The following is a 17,942-nucleotide window of genomic DNA, read 5'->3' on the forward strand; positions in this document are numbered from 1 at the left end:
CCCATCTGGGCGCGTGATGGCCTGCAATATTCAAGTTGCGGACTTATAAGCTTTCTTTCGCCGCTTCGGCATCTCAGTGCCCTCCCTATTGCAGGCATTTCAAGACATCGGCATTGCTTGTGGCACACCGGATCGGTGGTCATGGGCGGCTCTAGCTAACGCCCGCAGTCCCTCGATCCGCACCTTTCGAACCCTGAACCAAAGCGCGGATTCGCGCCACGAGGAGACGCGTCTCATGACCTTTCCATGCCCATCGAGCAGGCTTGCTGCGATCCTTGCGGCCAGCCTGCTCGCGTCCCAGGCCCAGGCCCAGGATTATCGGCCCGACGCCGAAGGCTATCCCTGTGCCGCCCGCAGTCAGCTCGCGATCGTCCAGGACGATCAGGGCTATTCGATCCGCCTCCGGCAAGTGGCGGGACAGGCCGCCAAGCCGGTGGTTGCTACCGCGATCCCGATCGGTGCCGCGTTCAAGATCGACGCGAGGATTTTCGCGCTTTCGACCCAAGCGAGCGGGGAGGCTTCCAGTGCGTCGCGCCGCTGAATTGCTGGCAGCTTCGCTGCTGATCGCGGGAACATCCGCTTTCGCGCAGGATGCTCCGATAGCGCGAACGACCGATCCCCTGCCTGCGGCGGCTGCAGACGCCCAGCGTCAATTGCGCCAGACCTTCACCAACCTCAGCTTTGAGGACTTCGGACCGGCGCCCGTCAAGGGAGCCATCTATCAGGCGACGGCCGGTGGGCGCATCATCTATTTTGCGCCGGAGAGTGGTCATCTGCTGTTCGCAGCCGTCTACGACAAGAACGGCATCAACGTCACCGCAATGGCCCAGGATGCGAGCGCGCGAAAGCGGCTCGGCGCGATCGACCCAGCCGATGCGCTTGTGATCGGTCCGGCCGGTGCGCCCCAGGTGATCGAATTCACCGATCCCGACTGCCCCTATTGCCAGGCGCTCGATCGCTTTTGGGCGGCGAAGGCCGCCGAGGGCAAGCCGGTTCAGCGGCTGATCTACTTCGTCAGCACGATCCATCCGGATGCCGCGGCGAAAGCCGAGCATATCCTCTGCTCCCCCGACAAGGAAGCCGCGTTCAAAGCGGTCTACGCCGGCGCGAAGCCCGCAGTGCTCCTCAAATGCCAGGCCGGACAGCAGAAGGTCGCGAAGGACGCGCGCACCGTCAGCAAGATGGGCATCGCCGGTACGCCGACGCTGTTCGTCGATGGCAAGCTCGTCTCCGGTTTTCAGCAGGCCGAGCTCCAGGCGTTCCTCGATCAGAAGGGCAACGCCGATGCACAACCCTGACTCGCCCAGTGCAGTGCCGAACGCCTGCACTCCCCTTCCCTATCTGGCGGGCCTCACCGCCACTCCGCGCCGCTGCTCCAATGAGCGTGCGCCGAGCGGTGCGAGGGCCGGGATGCCGGCGGCCGCGCTCCTTCGGAGCCGTCCAGCGTCGCCGTCGGCCGACAACGATTCCCATCGGTGCCGGCAGGCATGTGTTCGGACGGCTCCGTTTCCAAGGAGACCATCAATGCTCAGTCTGCTCCCCAACCGGACTTTCCGCACCGTCGACGCGGCGGTCCTGTTCTTGCTGGTTGCCATCGCCTGCACCAGCGCCGCCCATGCCTTCCAGGCACCGGCAGCCGGCGATCTTGGCTACGACATCTACGACATCGTCGTGAACAAGGGCGTCAAAGGCCCGCTCGGCTTTGTCGGCGGTGTCGCCGCCTTCCTGTTCGGCGTCTCGCGCCTCTTCAGCAACATCATGATCGGCATTCCGACGATCGTGGCGGCGGTCTGCCTGATCAAGGCGGATTCGATCCTCCAGACCTTCGGCATGGTGATCTGAGCCTTGGCGCGCCGCGCCGGGTCTTCCGGCTCGCGCGCCTTTCGAGACGGGGGGTGGTGGTCACCTCTCGGAAATCACGCTGACGCGTGATGAAGCAAGGGAGAAGGGCGTTGGAAGAACGTCTGCCGCAGTTCCTGCACCGGCCGGTCCAGATCCTCTGGTTCGACAGTCAGGAGTTCATCGTCGTGATGTCCACCATCTTCGTCGCCGTAATCGTCGGCGGGATGATCGGCTGGGCGCTCATCGGCGCTCTTCTCCTCTTCATTCCCTGGAAGCGAACCAAGCCGCGCGGGTTCATCCCGCATCTGGCCTGGCGCTGGGGTCTTCTCCGCTTCCGTCATTATCCGGGTCCGACCCAGACCCGCTTTTTCGAGTAGAGCGCATGGGGCATCCATTCAGACGCAAAGTCGATGCCGACATGATCGGCGACACCCGGCCGAGCTGGCATCTTCACCGCTATCTTCAGGGCTCGGCCAATCTCTTCGAGGAGAACCGGCTCCTGAAGTTCGCGATCGCGGGGCTCTTCGGGATCACCGCAGTGCTCGGCACCGTCGTCTACACGTCGAACCAGAACCAGCGCACCGTGATCGTCCCGTTCGGTGCGGGCGGCGACCTCTATGTCACCGGCAACAAGCCCTCGACGACATATCTGCGGACCATCACGCGGAACATCGTCAGCCTGGCCGGGACCTACTCGGCCTATTCGGCCGATCGCCAGTTCCAGGAGCTGCTAAGCCTTGTCCATCCGAGCGCCTATAATGGCCTGCGTGACAGCCTGAACCGGCTGCTGGACGAGCTCGACAGCAATCCGACGCTGTCGATCGCAACGTACATCCGTGGCGATCAGCCGGTCACCTACACCGACACCGAGATCGTCGTGCCCGTCGAGAAGGTCCGCGTCATCGGCGGCGTCATCCGCAAGTTCCGCGGCAACCTGCGCATCCGCTTCGCGATCGACAATGGCCGCTTCTGGCTGACCGCCCTTCAGGAGGAGAATTTCAGTGCCGAGATTCGGTAGAAGCTCGAGGCTTGCCTGTGCCCTGGCGGTATTCACCACCACAACGCCGGCACTCGCCCAGTCGGTCGCGGCCCTCCCCGACCAGACCAGCCGCATCCGGCTGTCCAACCACGACGTCAATCATATCGTCTGCGTCGGCGGCGATATCGACGATGTGAAATTCTCGGCCGAGAAGGGCCTCGCCGTCGAGCGCGGCGGCTCTGACGCCTGGGTCAAGTTCCTGGTGCTCGAGACCGACGACATGGGCGCAAAGACCCGCACGTTCGTGACGACGCCATCGGAATTCTTCGTCTCGTGCAATGGCGCGATCTATCCGCTTTACGCCGAACCGTCGGACATCCCCGCGCAGACCGTGACGCTTGTCCCCGGAGCGTCCCAGCGGGCACGCGCCAATGATGCACTGCTGGGCCCGCTGGTCGAGGAGGAGCGCGCGGTCGGCATCGTCCTCGCACTGCTGCAGGATCGCGTGCCCGCTTCCTTCTCGGAAGTGGCCCCAGGCCGGAATCCGCTGACAATCGCTGATCTGCCGACCGTCACCCTGACCGAGCGCCGGCGGCTCGATATCGAAGGCGCCGGGCTCTCGGCAAGCGAGTATCTGGTTCGCACGAGCGCGCAGGTTGCGCTCGACGAGCGTGCGTTCCTCGACAGTGCGCTCGGACCCGACATTTTCGCTGTGACGATCGACAGGCTCGCGCTGGGCCAGGGCGACAGCGCGCGGCTGATCGTCGTGCGGCGGAGTGTGACGCAATGACCGGCCCGGCTGATCCCGCCACGCCCGGCGCGGCACCGCTGCCCGGAGCGCCGTCCGGCATGGACGCATCGCTCGACGAGGCCGGCGATCGTCCGGCCCTGCTCGACCTGCGGACGCAATGGGCACGGCTCACATCGGACCAGAAGCTGCGCGCGAAGCAGGCAGGCGTCGTCGCCACGATCGCGGTGCTCGGCTTCGGCCTCTATACTGCGAGTTCGAGCGGCACGCAGGAGCTGGCAAAGACCCCTGAAGCGTTCAAGCTCGACATGGGGGCAGGCCTTCGCGGCGACAGCCTCGAGGTCAAGATGCGCGGCGACCTCCAGAAGATCCTCGACGGGCAGTCCCTGCTCGGCGACCGCGTGACCGCTATCGAGCAGGGCCGCGTCACGCCCGGCGCCAACGCTGGTGTCGGCGATCATGGCGCGGATGCGGGATTGCCGCCGGCCCTGCCCGGAGAGGCGCCTGCCTATCCGCCGGCACCCCCGGAAGCAAAAACCGAGGGCGACTCCCTGCCCCCGCCGCCCGCCGCTCCGGCAGCGCCTCCGGCGCCGCCCGCGCCGCCGACCGAGCGCCAGGTAGGCGCGATCGGCGCGGCCACGAACGCGGTCGCGGCGGAGGGAGGCGCGGCCGGCGGGGCACGATCAAAAAAAGCCAATCGGACGATCTATTTGCCACCTGGTTTCATGAAAGCGAGGCTGCTGACCGGGATCGACGCGCTCGCCAGCCGCGATGCGACCAGCAATCCGGAACCGATCATCGCGCGTGTTCAGGCCCCCGCCGTGCTCCCGAATGACGTGAAGGCGAACCTGTCCGGGTGCTTCGTCATCGGCAATGCGACGGGCAGCCTCGCCAAGGAGCGGGTCGAGATCCAGCTCATCTCGATCTCCTGCGTCGACTTCGATGAGCATGCGGTCGTCGATCAACCGATCAAGGGCTTCTTCGTCGATGCCGACGGCAAGAAGGGTCTGTCCGGCAAGGTGGTGACCCGCGCCGGAGCGACGCTCGCGCGCTCATTCATCGCCGGCACGATCGCGGGCATCGCCCAATCGGTCGAGGGCACGTTCGGCAATGTCTCCACCTCGGCGCTCGGCAGCGTGCGCACGCTCGATGCGGGCGATGCGGCGAAGACTGGCATCGCGGGAGGTCTCTCGCGCTCATCTGACAAGCTGACAGATTTCTATCTCGATCTCGCCCGTCAAGCGGGGCCTGTCGTCGAGGTGGGCGCCGCCAAGGACGTGGTGGTCGTCATCCAGGAGGGCGTCGCCCTCGAGATCAAGCCTTCGGTGGGAGCCAAGTTCTGATGCGCCGACCGACCATCCTCCAAGGAGCACCAGCAATGTCCAAGCATGTCATACGCGGTGGAGCGCTCACATTCGCCTGTGGAGCAGGACTGTTGCTCTCCGGCTGCGCGACCATGGGATCGCTCATGTCGCCCTATAGCGAGAAGTTCTCGTGCAAGAATGATGATCACGGCCAGTGCATCCACCCCGAGAAGGCCTATGAGGACGCGGTCGCCGGTGTCGCGTCCAAATCCGATCCGGCGGTCACCAACGACCGCAAAATGCTGCACGACCAGACCGCAGCAAAGCGCGGTCAGCGCGGCGATCGCGCCGGGTCTCCAAGTGTCTACGGCACCTATCGCGACAGCGTCTATCAGGAGCTGAAAGGCCTGATAGACGCCCCTGTGACGCCGATGCTCAAACCTGCGCGGACCGTCCGGACGTTGATCCTGCCTTATGCCGATCGCCAGCGGCCGGATCGGCTCTATATGCCACGCTACGTCTATTCCATCATGGACAAGCCCGTCTGGGTGGTCGGAGGGACTCTGGTCGCACCGTCGAGCCAGGCGGCAAAAGCGCCGATCCTTGGCCAGGTCCAGGAGCCCGCAGCCGCGACGGCAGGCGGCGATACGCCTGAATCCCCGATCGCGTCCACGACGGAGCCGCGGCGATGAGCGCGCCTGGCTCCAAGCGAGGCCGCGGGCTCTCTTATTCTCGCCTGCGCAATGCGGTCCGCCGCGACGCCTATTCCGATTACCTGCCGCTCGTCGCCTGGGACGCGGAGAGCGAGGCGTTCCTCTGCATCGACGATACATGGGGCCATGCGTGGGAAATCGTGCCGACGGCGTACATGTTCGCGCATGTTCAGGGTGCGCTGCAGGGCCTGCTGAACGTCAATTTCCCGGACGGCACGGTCCTCCAACTCCACACCTTCGCCGACCCGCTGATCGACGACGCGCTCGACGCGTTTCTCGATCTCAAAACCCGCGACGACCCCCTCATCCAGGCGTCCGCGCGGCGCACCCGCGAATATCTGAGCCAGGGCCGACATGGCCTAAAGGCCCTGCACGGCATCCCTGTGCGAAACTTTCGCACGCTGCTGTCGATCAAGACCCGGCGCCCCCTCGGCGAGGATCTTCGGCGCCAGGTCGAGGAGCAGCTCGCCAAGCTCGGTATTCGCCGGCTCGAACCCGAGGAGATGATCTCTTTCTACCGCCGCATTTTCAATGGTGTGACGCAATCAGCACCCGGCGTGTTCGCCGATGGCGCGACGATCGGCGCGCCGACGCTCGCCAAGCAGATCATCGACGCTGGCCCCGACCTCCTGTTCGAGGGACCGGAGGTCTTTCTCGGCAACCAGGTCGCGCGCTGCCTGACGCCCAAGGCACCCGCGCGGCGCATCACTGCCGAGCGCGCGAACCGCCTTCTGGGCGGGATGCGCGGCTCGGCGGAAGACAGCGACCAGATCGGCGGTCCGTTCCTCTACACGCTCAACATCCTGTTCGACCATTCACAGTTCGAGATCCACAAACGCGCGCAGATCCTTTCTGCGCAGAAGGCTGCGGGCTCCTTCGCGGTCGAGGTCGGCAAGCAGATCGAGGAGATCGGCTGGATTCTCGATGAGGCGGGCAACTCGAAGTTCGTCCGCGTCATCCCGATGGTTTGGGTGTTCGGTCGTGACCGCGCCCATGCGCGCGAGCTCGCCGCCCGCGCAAAGCGTCTGTGGGAGAGCGAACCACTGCCCTTCTCGATGCAGGAGGAGAGCTATCTCAATCCAACCCTGCTCCCGATGAGCCTGCCGTTCGGTCTCTATCCCGACCGCACGACGCTGCGCATGCTCGAGCGCGACTTCCGCATGCCAGTCAAGGCGGCTGTTCTGCTGGCGCCGATCCAGACCGACTTTCGCGGCGGCGGCCGGCCGGCATTGCTCTACACGGGCCGCAAAGGTCAGCTCATCACGCTTGATCTCTTCGATCCGCGTATCAACAATTATAATTTCATCGTCTCGGCGGAGTCCGGAGCGGGCAAGAGCTTCCTCCTCAACAATCTCTGCCAGCAATATTATGCCTGTGGCGCGCTCATCCGCATCATCGATATCGGCGGTAGCTACCGGAAACTCTGCACGCTCTGTTCCGGCCGCTATATCGATATCGGCGAGGAGCAACTGGTCCTCAATCCGTTCGATATGGGCCTGGCGCTGGACGGGGACGACAAGCAGTCGGCGATTACCATGGCGGTGGCGATCGTCGCCGAGATGGCCAATGCCTCGACGCGCAAGGGTGTCTCGACTTCCGAATGGAATTTGCTGAAATCGGCCGTCCAGTGGACGATCGACACTGGCCGTGCCGATCATGGCATCGACTCGGTGCGCGAATGGCTCGGAACCTATCCGGCGCAAACTGGAAGCGACCTCGACCGGGTCGAGCACCTCATACCCGTAGCCCGCGAGCTTGCCTTCAACTTGCGGGATTTCGGCTCGGACGGCGCCTATGGCCATTATTTCAACGGCCCCTCGACGCTCGACATCAGATCGGACGAGTTTGTCGTACTGGAGCTCGAACGGCTCAAGGCGATGCCCGATCTCTTCAATGTGATCGTCATGGTGGTGGTCAATGCCGTCACCCAGGAGCTGTATCTCTCCGCCCGCGATCGTCCACGCTTCGTGCTGTGCGACGAGGCCGCGCAGTTCATGACGCGGACCGAGGGACAGGACCTGAGCCGCCTCGCCGAGGCTTTCGGTCAAGGCTATCGGCGCGCGCGCAAATATCGCGGTTCGTTCGGCATCGTGCTGCAATCGATGAACGACCTGACTCTGTTTGGCGGCACCGGACAGGTGATCCTCGAAAATGCGGCGACCCGGTTCCTGCTGCAGGGCTCGACCTATGATCGCGCGGTCGAGAACAAGATCCTCGACTATTCGGGGTTCGTTCTCGACCTCCTGAAATCGGTCCGCAACTCCAAGCCGAACTATAGCGAGGTCTTCATCGACTCCCCATTGGGCCTGGGCATCGCCAGGCTCGTCGTCGATCCCTTCTCCTACTGGATCAACACGTCGGCGCCCGATGAGGTCGCAGCCTTCGAGGCGCTGATCGCGCTGGGTTTGTCGCCGCTCGAGGCGGTCTGCCGCCTCGCAGGCGTCGATCCCGCCGAGATCCTTGGATTGCCGGATCCGGTCCGGCTGGCGGCAGCGGAGTGACCGTGATGCGCCGCGCCAACCCTTCCCACCCCGATCAATTGCCGCTCGATCTGACGGCCGATCTCGAACTCGAGCGGGTGATCGAAGCGCGGGTGGCTGCGCGCTGCGAGGCGGAGTCCGTCCTCTGGAAGTTCCGCCTGGTCGCAATTGAAACACTGATGATGGGGGTGCTCGTCGCAGCGGCCGGCATCGTACTGGACCAACCCGCGATGCTGGTCCTGCGCGCCGCCATATTAGTGGCCGCCTCCTGCTTTGCCAGCGGACTGCTGCTCCTCGGCCTGTCTGCCTGGAGCGCGCGGCTGCTCACCCGCTTCAAACAATGGAGGGCGTCATGAACGGCCTCCTTGATGACAATCCCTCACCCGGAGCAGTGCGTCTCGTCGTCGGCGGCTCCCTTCTGCTGTTCGTGCAGACATTCCTGCTGATGCTCGAGCCGGGCATCGCGAGCCATCTGCGCGTGGTCGTCAGCCTGGTCAGCTTCGTCTCCGGCGCATCGCTCATGTTCGCGCTCGTCGGCTTCCCCGATCCTCCTCCCACCGACTGGAGGCGCCGCCGTGGCCGCTGATCCTCTCATCCCGTCCAGCGCCAAATTGGTCGTTCTTGGGCAGGCCGCGACCGTCGTGCTCCTGCTGATCGGCGCCGGCGCGCTGGCATTTGCCGCTCGCGCCGAAACCCCCGGCATGGATCGCAGCACGATCGGCAGAACCTGGCCGATCGTCGAGCCCGACGCGCTGACCGAAATCGAAGCCAAGGTCGCGACGTTGCCGCCCGATATGTCGAAGGCATTCGGTCCCCGCGAGAAATGGAGCGCCCTAAAGGCCGCGGCGCTTGCGCCCGCGACGACGGATCGGGTGCGGACCGTCGTGCCCTTCTACACGCTCGATTTCGACATTCGCCTGCCCGACGGCAAGACACTCTACCCCAAGGGCTTCACCTTCAATCCCCTGACCTTCGTCAAACTGCCGCAGCGGCTCGTGGTCGTTCATCCGCGCGACCTGGGCTGGGCGCTCCGGACCGCGCGGCCGACCGACTTCATTCTGCTGACCGCACTCGGCGGCGATAGCGGCGACCCGATCGCGCTCACCGAGAAGACGGGCCGCGCGATCTACATCCTTGAGGAAAGGGTCAAGGAGCGCCTCGGGTTGACCGTCGCGCCCGTCGTCGTCGCCCAAGCTGGCCAGAAGCTCGTGTTGACCGAATTTGGCCCGCGAAGCCGCCGGCTGCCAATCAACCTCAGAGGAGCAGTGCGATGATCCGGCGCTGGCAGATCTTCCTCATCGGGCTTGCGATCGGCCTGGTCGCGACCCTCGCCTGGCCGAGCCAGGCGCATGCGTCGAAATGCGAGAGCAGTGTCTTCAATCCCATCACCAAGGTGCGCTGGACGTGCATCTTTCCGATCACCGTCGGCGGCGTCCGGATCGGCAGCTTCGACAAGCTCGACAAGGCGCTGGATGCGCAATCGGCGTCGAAACCTCTCTGCGCCTGCCGCAAAGGGGTCCAGTTCTGGTTCGGCGTGAAGGTCTCCTATTGGTCGCCCAACCGCATGGTCGACGTGGTGACGGAGCCAGGGTGCATGATGGCACTCGGCGCCGATCTCATGCCGACGGGCGGCAAGCTCCAGGGCAGCCAATCCTCAATCGCTGACGGAACGAACACGCGCAAGATGTTCGCGCAGATGCACTATTATATCTCGCCGGTCTGGGCGATGCTCGACATGTTCACCGATCTTCCGTGCCTGGAAGATGACGGGTTCGACGTCGCGCTGATCACCGAGATTCTGCCGACCTGGCAATCGGGCACATTGGGCGCGATCATCCAGCCCGAGGGCATATTGTTCGGCAACCCTGCCGCCGGCCTGGCGTGTATGGGCGACAGCGCGGCAGCCGCGGCCGGCAAGGTCATCGATCCGCTCTTCTGGTGCATGGGCTCCTGGGGCGCGACCTATCCAATCGCCGGCGACATTCATTTCGATGACTCGGTCGAGGCATGGGCGGGGCTCGCGGCGCGCGGCACGTTCATGATGGGGCGCCTCGGCGCGCTCACCATCAGTTCGTCCGATGGCTGCTCGTTCAAGCCCAGCCCGATCTGGACCAAGTCGCGCTACAAGCTTCAGCTGATGGAGCCGGTCAAGGGCGGCAAGTGCGTCAATATCGGCCGGCCCGGTGCGCTCTGGACGAGCGGCAAGCACGCACCCGGCAAGGACAACGCCCAGTTCATGCTTTTCGAAAAGGTGATCTGCTGCGCCGGGATTCCGGTGCCATGAGCGGGTCGCTTTTCCCCCATCCCTTTCAAGAACGTCTCGCGCACGCCGCCGGCAATTACCGGAGGTCTGCCCGCCAAGGCCCTGACGGCCGCTGGCGCGCACGCGAGGCGGGAGCGACGCCGACGTCCCCCCGCGGCGTCGCTCCACCCACGGCCAGCGCGGTCGTCACGCTCCCCTGGCGGTCCGGGCTGCTCCCCCTGGTCTGGACCGTTACCGCGACCGCGCTGGCCACCCTCTTTTCGGCGCCGCCCGCGCTCGCCCAGACAATGGAGGAGCGCGCGCGGACAGCGGCCGAAGCCGCGCGCGCCAAGTCCGGCGACAGCGAGGCTCTACAGCGCAACTATGTCACGCCGGGGCTTTCGGGGCAGCCGATCACGACGGTCGACAGCAGCAAGGCATTCACACCCAATCTGGCCTGTCAGAAGACGGCGACGCTGATGGAAGTGCTGGTCCAACCGGCCTCCTCCGGCGACCTGGCCTCAGTTCAGATCGCGCGGGACACCGACTTCGATGGCACGGTCGATAGCCGCATCAATCTGCCGGTGCCGGTCTCGGGCATTTGCGCGAACGGCGTGATCTCCTGCCAGCCAGGCACCTGGAACCAGTGCAACTATTTTCGCTGGGACATGGATACGGCGCGCAATCTGAAGCTCACCCAGGTCGACATGCCGCAACTCGCCGGTTGCTACTGCATCAACAATAGCTGCGGGACCAATCTTGCCTGGGGCAACATGGCCTCGGTGCTCGGGGATCTGGGCGGCGGGATGATCGGCGCGCTCACCACGGCCGATCCACGCATCGGTGTCGCGCAGGCGGTGATCGACGGCCCCTCGATCCGCTATGTCGGCGCCCAGTCGACCGCCTGCACGAGCGACCCCTCGCTTGCCCAGACCGCTTATCGCGCCAACCCCGGCGCGCTCGCGGACGATGCATTCGCGGCGGCGTCCAGCAACCAGGTGTTCCAGTCGCTATCCGGTTCGCCGGTCGGCATCGGGACCGCGCAGCAACTCCGGCACTGCACGATCGAACGGCAAGTGACGGTCGTCAAATCCGGCATCGACGATATCATCACCCGGACGAGCGGCGGCTATTCGACGATCAAGAGCGGCAAGGCGGTCGACTTCTATCTGGGCTCACCGAGCGACAACAGCCTTTCCGGGGGAAGCTGCCGCCTGTTCGACTTCAAGATGAGACTGCATGTCGGCGATTCCGACCGCATCGTCGATGCCCGGCTCGCGGAGTATTTCGCCGACGATTGGGGGCAAATTCGGATCGACGGGACACTCGTCGCCTCCGGCCCGACGCCATGGACGTCGACCGGCTTCCCCCCCAGTGGATGCGAGAAGAAGAAGACCTTCTATGTCTATCCAAATCTGGACCTGAAGCCCTGGCTTACCCCGGGCGATCATGAAATCTGGCTGCGCGTTGCCGTCGGCGAGGGCGGCGAGGGCATGGCGCGGGTCCATGTCGAAGTCGATGCTAGCTGCCGAACGGTCGAGCAACTGGTCGACCAGTGCGGACCGATCGCGGCTGATCCCAAATGCCGGGTCGACAGCGAGATGGTCGACGGCGTCCAGACCTTCCGAGGCGGCATCAACACGGGCCTGCGTCCGCTGCCCCAGACGCGGCTCCTCGGCACCGAAGCCTGTCCGGTATCCCTCACCCGGGACTACTTTCAGAAGGACAGGACCTATCGATGCGCGATCGACAGCACATCGCTGCCGAAACCGGACACGAGCCGTGGCACCTATATCATCGACCATTCGACCGAGACGATATTGGCCGATCGCGCGCGGCAGGGGGATGGCAGCTTCGCGGAATCGACGCGGCCATTCAGCCTGCCAGATCGTGGCAGCGTGCCGGCATGCGAGCCCATCTGCAAGACCCGCGCGCCTCGCGTGAATACGGCCGCGGCGCCGGCCGGCGTCGTCGGCAGCCTGCAGAACAATCCGACCGCCTACGACAGATTCTATCATGCTTGCGGGAGCGACAATGTCTGTCCGACCGGCCCTGGCGAGGAGATCGTCTCGGCTTGCGGCTGTCTCGACGATTGCCCCGAGGCGGTCGTGATGATGCAGACCGTGCGCCTCGGCGGCGCGGACCTTGTCTGCACGGGGACGGTGCGATGATCGCGCGGTGGCTCCTTTTGCCACGCGGTGCGGCACATGCAGTGCTGTTCGGCTGTGCCTTGGTCGCGGCGTGCCAGGCACAGCCGGCTTCCGCACAGCAGATGTGCGCCGCCGATCTCAACGGCAATGGCGACGCAGCCGACGCCGGCGAGATGGCCTATTGCACCATCACCTCGAGCGGCCAGTATCAATGCCCGATCGAGGAGACCGCCTGCGTGGCGGCCCCTTTCGGCGATTATAGCTGCCCGCTCGGATCCCAGTTCGCCTGCCTGCCCAAGAATGGCGGCGCGACCTGCTCGCCCCATGCCTGCGCCGATGTCGCGAGCAACCCGGTCGTCGAGGAACCTCCGATCGAGGACCCCGGCACGGCGCCTGACGGCCCGGTCGATGCCGACGGCAATTGCCTGGGTACGATCGAGATATTCAGCGGCCGCGCGATGCGCTGCCGGCCTCCCGGGCTCAGCACGACCCTCTCGAATTGCTGCAAGGACAAGGGCAAGATCGTCAAGGACGGCATGGGATCGTCGATCGGTTCGATCGGCACCAAGATCGCTGTCGCCAAGGGTGTCTTCACCGGCATGAGTGCGGCCTTTACCGCGTTCCGTGCCGGGGCCACCGCGGGCCAGGCGGCGAACGCCGGCGCGAATGCACTGATCATCGGCCTCGATCCGACCTCGATCGCGATCAGCCTCGCGATCAATTTCATGATTGAGGTGCTCCTCCAGGGCTGCGACCAACAGGACATGGAGGTCGGCATGCTGCGCGGCTCGGGCATGTGCCACGAGGTCGGCAGCTACTGCACCTCGAGCTTCCTCGGCATCTGCCTGCAGAAGGCGCGCGGCCATTGCTGCTTCAACACCAAGCTCGGCCGCATCATCCAGGAGCAGGGCCGCCCGCAATTGAAGGCGTTCAACGGCAATCCGTGGGGCACGCCCAAAAAGCCGATGTGCCGGGGCTTCACGCCCGAAGAGTTCCAGGCGCTGGATTTCTCCAAAATGGACCTATCCGAATATTATGCGGACATCGAGGCTCGTGCCCAATCCGACATCCAGATCGATATGAAGGAGCGCGTCAATGCGTATCTCAAGGCGGTCGGCGAGTAGCGCCCTCGCCCTGGCCGGGTTTGCCATCGCAACCGTGGCGCTCGCCCAGGATTCGGCGCGAGAGCGCATCCAGGACCAGGGCGGCGCGGCGATGGAACGGGTAAAAGGCGCTGTCACGCGCGCCAGGGAGGGGCGCGCTGATGTGCCGGACCCCAAGCTGCCGCCTGGCCCCAGCGAGGCAGAGCGTCGGCGTGCCTTCGAGGGCTTGCGCAAACGGTTGCCCAGGCCCGCGATCGACGCACGCGCCCGCGCCGCTCTCGCTGCCGGCGAAGCGCGGATGGCTGCCGAACGCGAGGCGCAGGCGAAGCGACTGCGACAGGCGCTCGGACTCGAGCCCGGCGAAATGGAGGCGGTAGCCAAGGCGGCGCCCTCCCCCACGATCAAGGCGTGGGTGCCGGTGCTGTTCGTCTCGTCGTCGATACCCGTGCCGATCCTGCGAACCTACGCCGCGCAACTCGAACGCGTGCATGGCGTCCTCGCCTTTCGCGGCATGCCGGGTGGTCTGCACAAGGTTGGGCCGATGGCGAAGCTGTCGGCCGAGATTCTCCGGATCGATCCAGGGTGCGAGGGGCCGTCCTGCGCGATGCGCAACGTCCAGCTCATCGTCGACCCGATCGTGTTTCGGCAGCACGGGGTCGCCCGTGTGCCCGCGCTGGCCATGGTCCCGGGAGATCCGACCCAGGCCTATTGCGAGCGCGAAGATGAGAGCCCGAGAGCGTCTTACGTCGTCTATGGCGACAGCGCACTCCCGGGTCTGTTGGAAGAATATGCCCGATTGGGCGGCGACAAGGAGGTGCGCGATGCTCAGGCTCTTTTGGGCGCTCGTTAACGCCGTCCTTGGCCTGTGGCCGCGGCTCCGGCGCCTGCCGAGCAAGGCTGCGGTCGCGCTCGGAGCACAGGGCCTGGGCGAGCCGGCACGGCCTGCGCGTTTGTGGCGCGCGCTTGCGATCGTCCTGCCCGTGGCGCTGCTCGCGGCGATTGTCCTGCCGCAGATCAGCCTGGTGATGAGCCCCTCGATCGGCGCTTGGGCCGTCCGCAAGGCGCCGGGGCCGATCGCGAAGGGCGACTATGTGATGTTCACGCTCCACCATCCGATCGCCGGACCCAAGCCGGTCAGCGTCACCAAGCACGCGCTTTGCATGCCGGGCGAGCGGCTGACACTGATCGAAACACCGTCGGTCGGTGCGCCCAAATCCTGGGACGCTCATTTTTTCTGCAATGGCGTGCTGCTCGGGGTCAGCCTTCCCTATGGGATTCACGGCCTCAAGCTCGAGCATTTCCAGTGGAGCGGCGTGATCCCGCGCGGCATGGTCTATATCGGATCGCACCACCCGCGTGGGTTCGACAGCCGCTATTTCGGTTTGGTCCCGATCAGGCGGCTAACCCGGATGGAGCGGCTGCTGTGAGCCGCCGCGTCATGCTCGGCGCCGCGGCGATTGCCACCAGCCTGTTGCTCCCGGCAACCGCGTTCGCGCAAAGCTCCGGCGATCCCGCGAAACTGAAGCAAGGCTATTGGTGGTACGAGGCGCCCAAGGCTCCGCCGCCCGCGGCCGAGGATCCAGAAGCACTGGCCAAGCCCGTCATCCCACCGATGGCAGAGCTTGCGACCTGGACGCCGCCCAAGATCCGCAAGCTGATCGAGCAGCAGCGCGACTATGCCGCCACGGTGCTGACGGTCGATGCGGTCTCCGACTTCTGGCGGCTGCAGGACTTCGCGCGGCGCAAGGCGCGGGCGTTTGCGGGCGTGACCCAGATCGCGATGCTCCAGCACCCCGAGCTCAATTCGAAATCCGCGAACCCGATGGTTGGTGACGCGCGATCGGAACTCACGGCGCAGAAGGATGCGATCCGCCGCGGCTATCTGCGCGCACATGCCAATGAATTCGCGCTCGTCATGTTCTCGCGTTCGACCTGCGGCTATTGCCGTGTCCAATGGCCGATCGTCCAGCGCTTCCAGGAGGAGATGGGCTGGCAGGTCACGCTGATGGACGTCGGCAAACGACCCGAGGTCGGGCAGCGGTTCGGCGTCGAGATCACGCCGACCACGATGGTCATCCGGCGGGGCAGCGCGCAGCGCATGGTGATCGCGAGCGGCGTCGAGGCTTATCCCAATCTCGCGCAGATGGCCTATCAGGCGGTGCGGCTGCTGCGCGGTGATATACGCCCCGAGCAGTTCATGACCGGTCCCGGCGAGGATGACGGCTTCTTCGATGCGCTCGGCAACGGCCCGGTTTCGGCGACCGATCCGCGAGCCTTGGGCGGCGATCTCGTCGATGCCAGCCTGGAGCCGAAGCGGTGATCCGGCTGGTCGTCCTGATCGGCATCCCCGGCCTTGTGATCGCTACCGGATCCGCAGCCACCGCGCAGTCCGTTACGCGCGAGCAGGCGATGCGCGCCGCGATCCATCCGGTCGCAGATAACAATAGCATGCGGGCCTGGTTGTCGCGGGTTCCGATGACGCGCGACTTCCCAGATGACTTCAATGCCACGCTGCGCGGTCAGGGTCCGGCGTTCGTCATTGAGATGACCACCACACCGGGATGCGTTCCCTGCGGCGATCTCTGGACCAAGCTCACGGCGCTCGGAGCACGTTATGGCTGGCAGGTTCGGACGATCAGCGCGCAAGAGGCGATGATCCGATCGGGGCGGCTCGGTCTGCCCTGGGTCGGGCATCCGGTTTCCTGGGCGCGCCCGATCGCCGACGCGGGGCGCGTGGTGCCGATCGCGATCGGCACCGATCACAGCGCCAACCTTGCGCGCAACCTCTATCTCGCGGCGAAGATGCTGACCGGCGTGCGGCCCGCGGTAGGGGTGCGCGCCATGTCCAAATTCACCGGCATCGTCGGCATGCCGGCACAATCACAAGGGAGGCGCTGAGCAATGGCGGGCGCAGCACCTCTCCTTCCCTTTGATTTCAACAGGAGCCCGCCATGTTCCCAGCCCCCACCCGCGTCCGCCTTTTCCTCTCGGGCCTGATCCTTGCGACGGCTGCGAATGCCGTGCCAGCGAGCGCGCAGAGCTGGGCCGAGAGCTGGTTCGACAATGTCACCTATACCAGTCCGGGCAGTTTCGAGGACCAGACGCGCGGTTATGTGACCGCAGGCGGCATGTCGGGCCGGGTCGATGTCCATAACGACTATCTGATGTCGTTGACGCTTCCCAAGGTGAAAGCCGGCTGCGGCGGCATCGACATGTTCCTGGGCGGCATGTCGTTCCTCGACCCGGACTATCTCGTGCAGAAGCTCGAGAGCATTCTGCAGGCCGCGCCTGCGGTCGCGTTCCAGTATCTGCTCGAGACGCTCGACGAGAAGATGGGGAACATCATCTCGAAGATGGAAGCGGCGACCAACTTCCTGAACTCGATCCAGGTCAATGACTGCCGCCTCGCCAACCGCATGGTTCAGATCGCCAAGGGCGACGACAATATGTCGGGTATTATCGAGGAGATGACCGGCTACAAATCGGTCAAGCAAGGCTTCGCCAAGAGCTACCAGAACTCTCGCGAGAAAATACAGGCCAACAACAACAATCCGACCGAGGATCTGCGCGACGCGCTGACCAATTGCCCGGCCGAGGTCACCGAGATCTTCCGTACCGGCTCGCTTTTGAGCCATGCGGCGACGCGGGTCGGAGCGGGCGACTGGGCAAGCGTGATGCGCGCCAGGGTCGGTGACGTTTATATGCGCTGGGATCCGACGGATAAGGTGCCGCTGTTCACCGCGATCCCGCAATGCCCAGCGCAGGATACGGAGAGCCCCCAGGATTTCCTGACAGGTCGAGTCCAGAAGCGAGCGCTGAACATTCCCCCGACCGGCGCCGATTGCGCGCAGGATGGGACCGGGCGCGGGGCATTGATCCTGGCGCGCGAGCGAATGGAGTCGATCGCTACCAAGATTCGCACGCGCGCTGCGCTGTCAGCCGAGGAGCGGCAGTTTGTCGCCAATGTGCGGACCCTGCCAGTCTATCGCATGTTGGAATGGGGCGTGCGTCAGGGCGTGGTGAACTCGGTCATTGGCGACACCGACGAACTGGTCGCACTCACCCTCGCCTATCAGATGCTCAACGACCTTACGCGCACGATTGACTTCGCGGTGAGCAATGCCGAGCGCGGCGCGAGCGCTGCGGGCGCTGCGGACGGCAATAGCGCCACGATCTGCCAGACCCGGATCCTGTCCAAAGGCATCGAGCAACTGCGCGACCTGCGGGACGAGGTGCTGCGCCAGCGCGCGCAGATGCGCCAAAGCTATATGGCAGCGCTCAACCAGGCGAACCTGTCGGCCAACTATGCCGGCCTCGTCCGACAGCGCGACCGCGACGCGCGCGATGCCGCCGGCGCCGCCGCCACTCGCAACCAATAGCC

At 65.2% G+C, this 17,942-nt stretch carries 20 protein-coding genes; all 20 read left to right on the forward strand.

Annotated features, from left to right (window positions below):
* Positions 1 to 235 precede the first annotated feature (235 nt).
* Complete coding sequence (locus SPBM01_RS05385; RefSeq protein ID WP_188064341.1) at positions 236 to 541, forward strand: hypothetical protein; 306 nt, start codon at positions 236 to 238, stop codon at positions 539 to 541.
* Positions 525 to 1,298, forward strand: coding sequence for a DsbC family protein (locus SPBM01_RS05390; protein ID WP_188064342.1), 774 nt, complete (start codon positions 525 to 527; stop codon positions 1,296 to 1,298). Before SPBM01_RS05385 ends, SPBM01_RS05390 begins: the two co-directional genes overlap by 17 nt.
* Positions 1,299 to 1,524: 226 nt before the next feature.
* Positions 1,525 to 1,842: a hypothetical protein gene (locus tag SPBM01_RS05395; protein WP_188064343.1), complete on the forward strand. Its 318-nt coding sequence runs from the start codon at positions 1,525 to 1,527 to the stop codon at positions 1,840 to 1,842.
* Between the two features lie 110 nt (positions 1,843 to 1,952).
* Positions 1,953 to 2,219, forward strand: a complete 267-nt coding sequence (locus SPBM01_RS05400; protein WP_188064344.1) for a hypothetical protein — start codon at positions 1,953 to 1,955, stop codon at positions 2,217 to 2,219.
* Positions 2,220 to 2,260: 41 nt separating this feature from the next.
* On the forward strand, positions 2,261 to 2,860 hold the full coding sequence (locus SPBM01_RS05405) for a type IV conjugative transfer system protein TraE (protein ID WP_223177793.1): 600 nt from the start codon (positions 2,261 to 2,263) through the stop codon (positions 2,858 to 2,860).
* Positions 2,844 to 3,611 carry a type-F conjugative transfer system secretin TraK gene (locus SPBM01_RS05410; RefSeq protein WP_188064346.1) on the forward strand — a complete coding sequence of 256 codons (768 nt, stop codon included), beginning with the start codon at positions 2,844 to 2,846 and terminating at the stop codon, positions 3,609 to 3,611. The genes SPBM01_RS05405 and SPBM01_RS05410 overlap by 17 nt, the downstream gene beginning before the upstream one ends.
* Positions 3,608 to 4,912 (forward strand): TraB/VirB10 family protein, encoded by a 1,305-nt coding sequence (locus SPBM01_RS05415; protein ID WP_188064347.1) that lies wholly within the window; start codon positions 3,608 to 3,610, stop codon positions 4,910 to 4,912. The genes SPBM01_RS05410 and SPBM01_RS05415 overlap by 4 nt, the downstream gene beginning before the upstream one ends.
* 35 nt (positions 4,913 to 4,947) lie before the next feature.
* The gene (locus tag SPBM01_RS05420; protein ID WP_188064348.1) at positions 4,948 to 5,565 is read left to right on the forward strand and encodes a TraV family lipoprotein; all 618 of its coding nucleotides are present in this window, start codon (positions 4,948 to 4,950) and stop codon (positions 5,563 to 5,565) included.
* A complete protein-coding gene (locus tag SPBM01_RS05425) occupies positions 5,562 to 8,087 on the forward strand; it encodes a TraC family protein (protein WP_188064349.1) in 2,526 nt (841 codons plus the stop codon). Before SPBM01_RS05420 ends, SPBM01_RS05425 begins: the two co-directional genes overlap by 4 nt.
* A gap of 5 nt (positions 8,088 to 8,092) precedes the next feature.
* Positions 8,093 to 8,422 (forward strand): hypothetical protein, encoded by a 330-nt coding sequence (locus SPBM01_RS05430; RefSeq protein ID WP_188064350.1) that lies wholly within the window; start codon positions 8,093 to 8,095, stop codon positions 8,420 to 8,422.
* Entirely contained in the window at positions 8,419 to 8,652 is a 234-nt protein-coding gene (locus tag SPBM01_RS05435; RefSeq protein WP_188064351.1) for a hypothetical protein, read from the forward strand. Before SPBM01_RS05430 ends, SPBM01_RS05435 begins: the two co-directional genes overlap by 4 nt.
* Positions 8,642 to 9,340 carry a conjugal transfer protein TraW gene (locus tag SPBM01_RS05440; RefSeq protein WP_262504334.1) on the forward strand — a complete coding sequence of 233 codons (699 nt, stop codon included), beginning with the start codon at positions 8,642 to 8,644 and terminating at the stop codon, positions 9,338 to 9,340. Before SPBM01_RS05435 ends, SPBM01_RS05440 begins: the two co-directional genes overlap by 11 nt.
* On the forward strand, positions 9,337 to 10,350 hold the full coding sequence (locus SPBM01_RS05445; RefSeq protein WP_188064352.1) for a TraU family protein: 1,014 nt from the start codon (positions 9,337 to 9,339) through the stop codon (positions 10,348 to 10,350). The genes SPBM01_RS05440 and SPBM01_RS05445 overlap by 4 nt, the downstream gene beginning before the upstream one ends.
* A gap of 266 nt (positions 10,351 to 10,616) precedes the next feature.
* The gene (locus tag SPBM01_RS05450) at positions 10,617 to 12,479 is read left to right on the forward strand and encodes a hypothetical protein (protein WP_188065567.1); all 1,863 of its coding nucleotides are present in this window, start codon (positions 10,617 to 10,619) and stop codon (positions 12,477 to 12,479) included.
* Positions 12,476 to 13,582: a conjugal transfer protein TraN gene (gene traN / locus SPBM01_RS05455; RefSeq protein WP_188064353.1), complete on the forward strand. Its 1,107-nt coding sequence runs from the start codon at positions 12,476 to 12,478 to the stop codon at positions 13,580 to 13,582. Before SPBM01_RS05450 ends, traN begins: the two co-directional genes overlap by 4 nt.
* The gene (locus SPBM01_RS05460) at positions 13,554 to 14,411 is read left to right on the forward strand and encodes a type-F conjugative transfer system pilin assembly protein TrbC (protein WP_188064354.1); all 858 of its coding nucleotides are present in this window, start codon (positions 13,554 to 13,556) and stop codon (positions 14,409 to 14,411) included. Before traN ends, SPBM01_RS05460 begins: the two co-directional genes overlap by 29 nt.
* Complete coding sequence (locus SPBM01_RS05465; protein WP_188064355.1) at positions 14,383 to 14,988, forward strand: S26 family signal peptidase; 606 nt, start codon at positions 14,383 to 14,385, stop codon at positions 14,986 to 14,988. Before SPBM01_RS05460 ends, SPBM01_RS05465 begins: the two co-directional genes overlap by 29 nt.
* Before the next feature lie 11 nt (positions 14,989 to 14,999).
* Complete coding sequence (locus tag SPBM01_RS05470) at positions 15,000 to 15,881, forward strand: conjugal transfer protein TraF (protein ID WP_188065568.1); 882 nt, start codon at positions 15,000 to 15,002, stop codon at positions 15,879 to 15,881.
* Positions 15,878 to 16,459: a hypothetical protein gene (locus SPBM01_RS05475; RefSeq protein ID WP_410483026.1), complete on the forward strand. Its 582-nt coding sequence runs from the start codon at positions 15,878 to 15,880 to the stop codon at positions 16,457 to 16,459. The genes SPBM01_RS05470 and SPBM01_RS05475 overlap by 4 nt, the downstream gene beginning before the upstream one ends.
* Before the next feature lie 53 nt (positions 16,460 to 16,512).
* A complete protein-coding gene (locus SPBM01_RS05480; protein ID WP_188064356.1) occupies positions 16,513 to 17,940 on the forward strand; it encodes a conjugal transfer protein TraH in 1,428 nt (475 codons plus the stop codon).
* The last annotated feature ends 2 nt before the right edge of the window (positions 17,941 to 17,942 follow it).

The organism is Sphingobium sp. KCTC 72723 (assembly GCF_014280435.1).
In the GTDB taxonomy this organism is placed as follows: Bacteria; Pseudomonadota; Alphaproteobacteria; order Sphingomonadales; family Sphingomonadaceae; genus Sphingobium.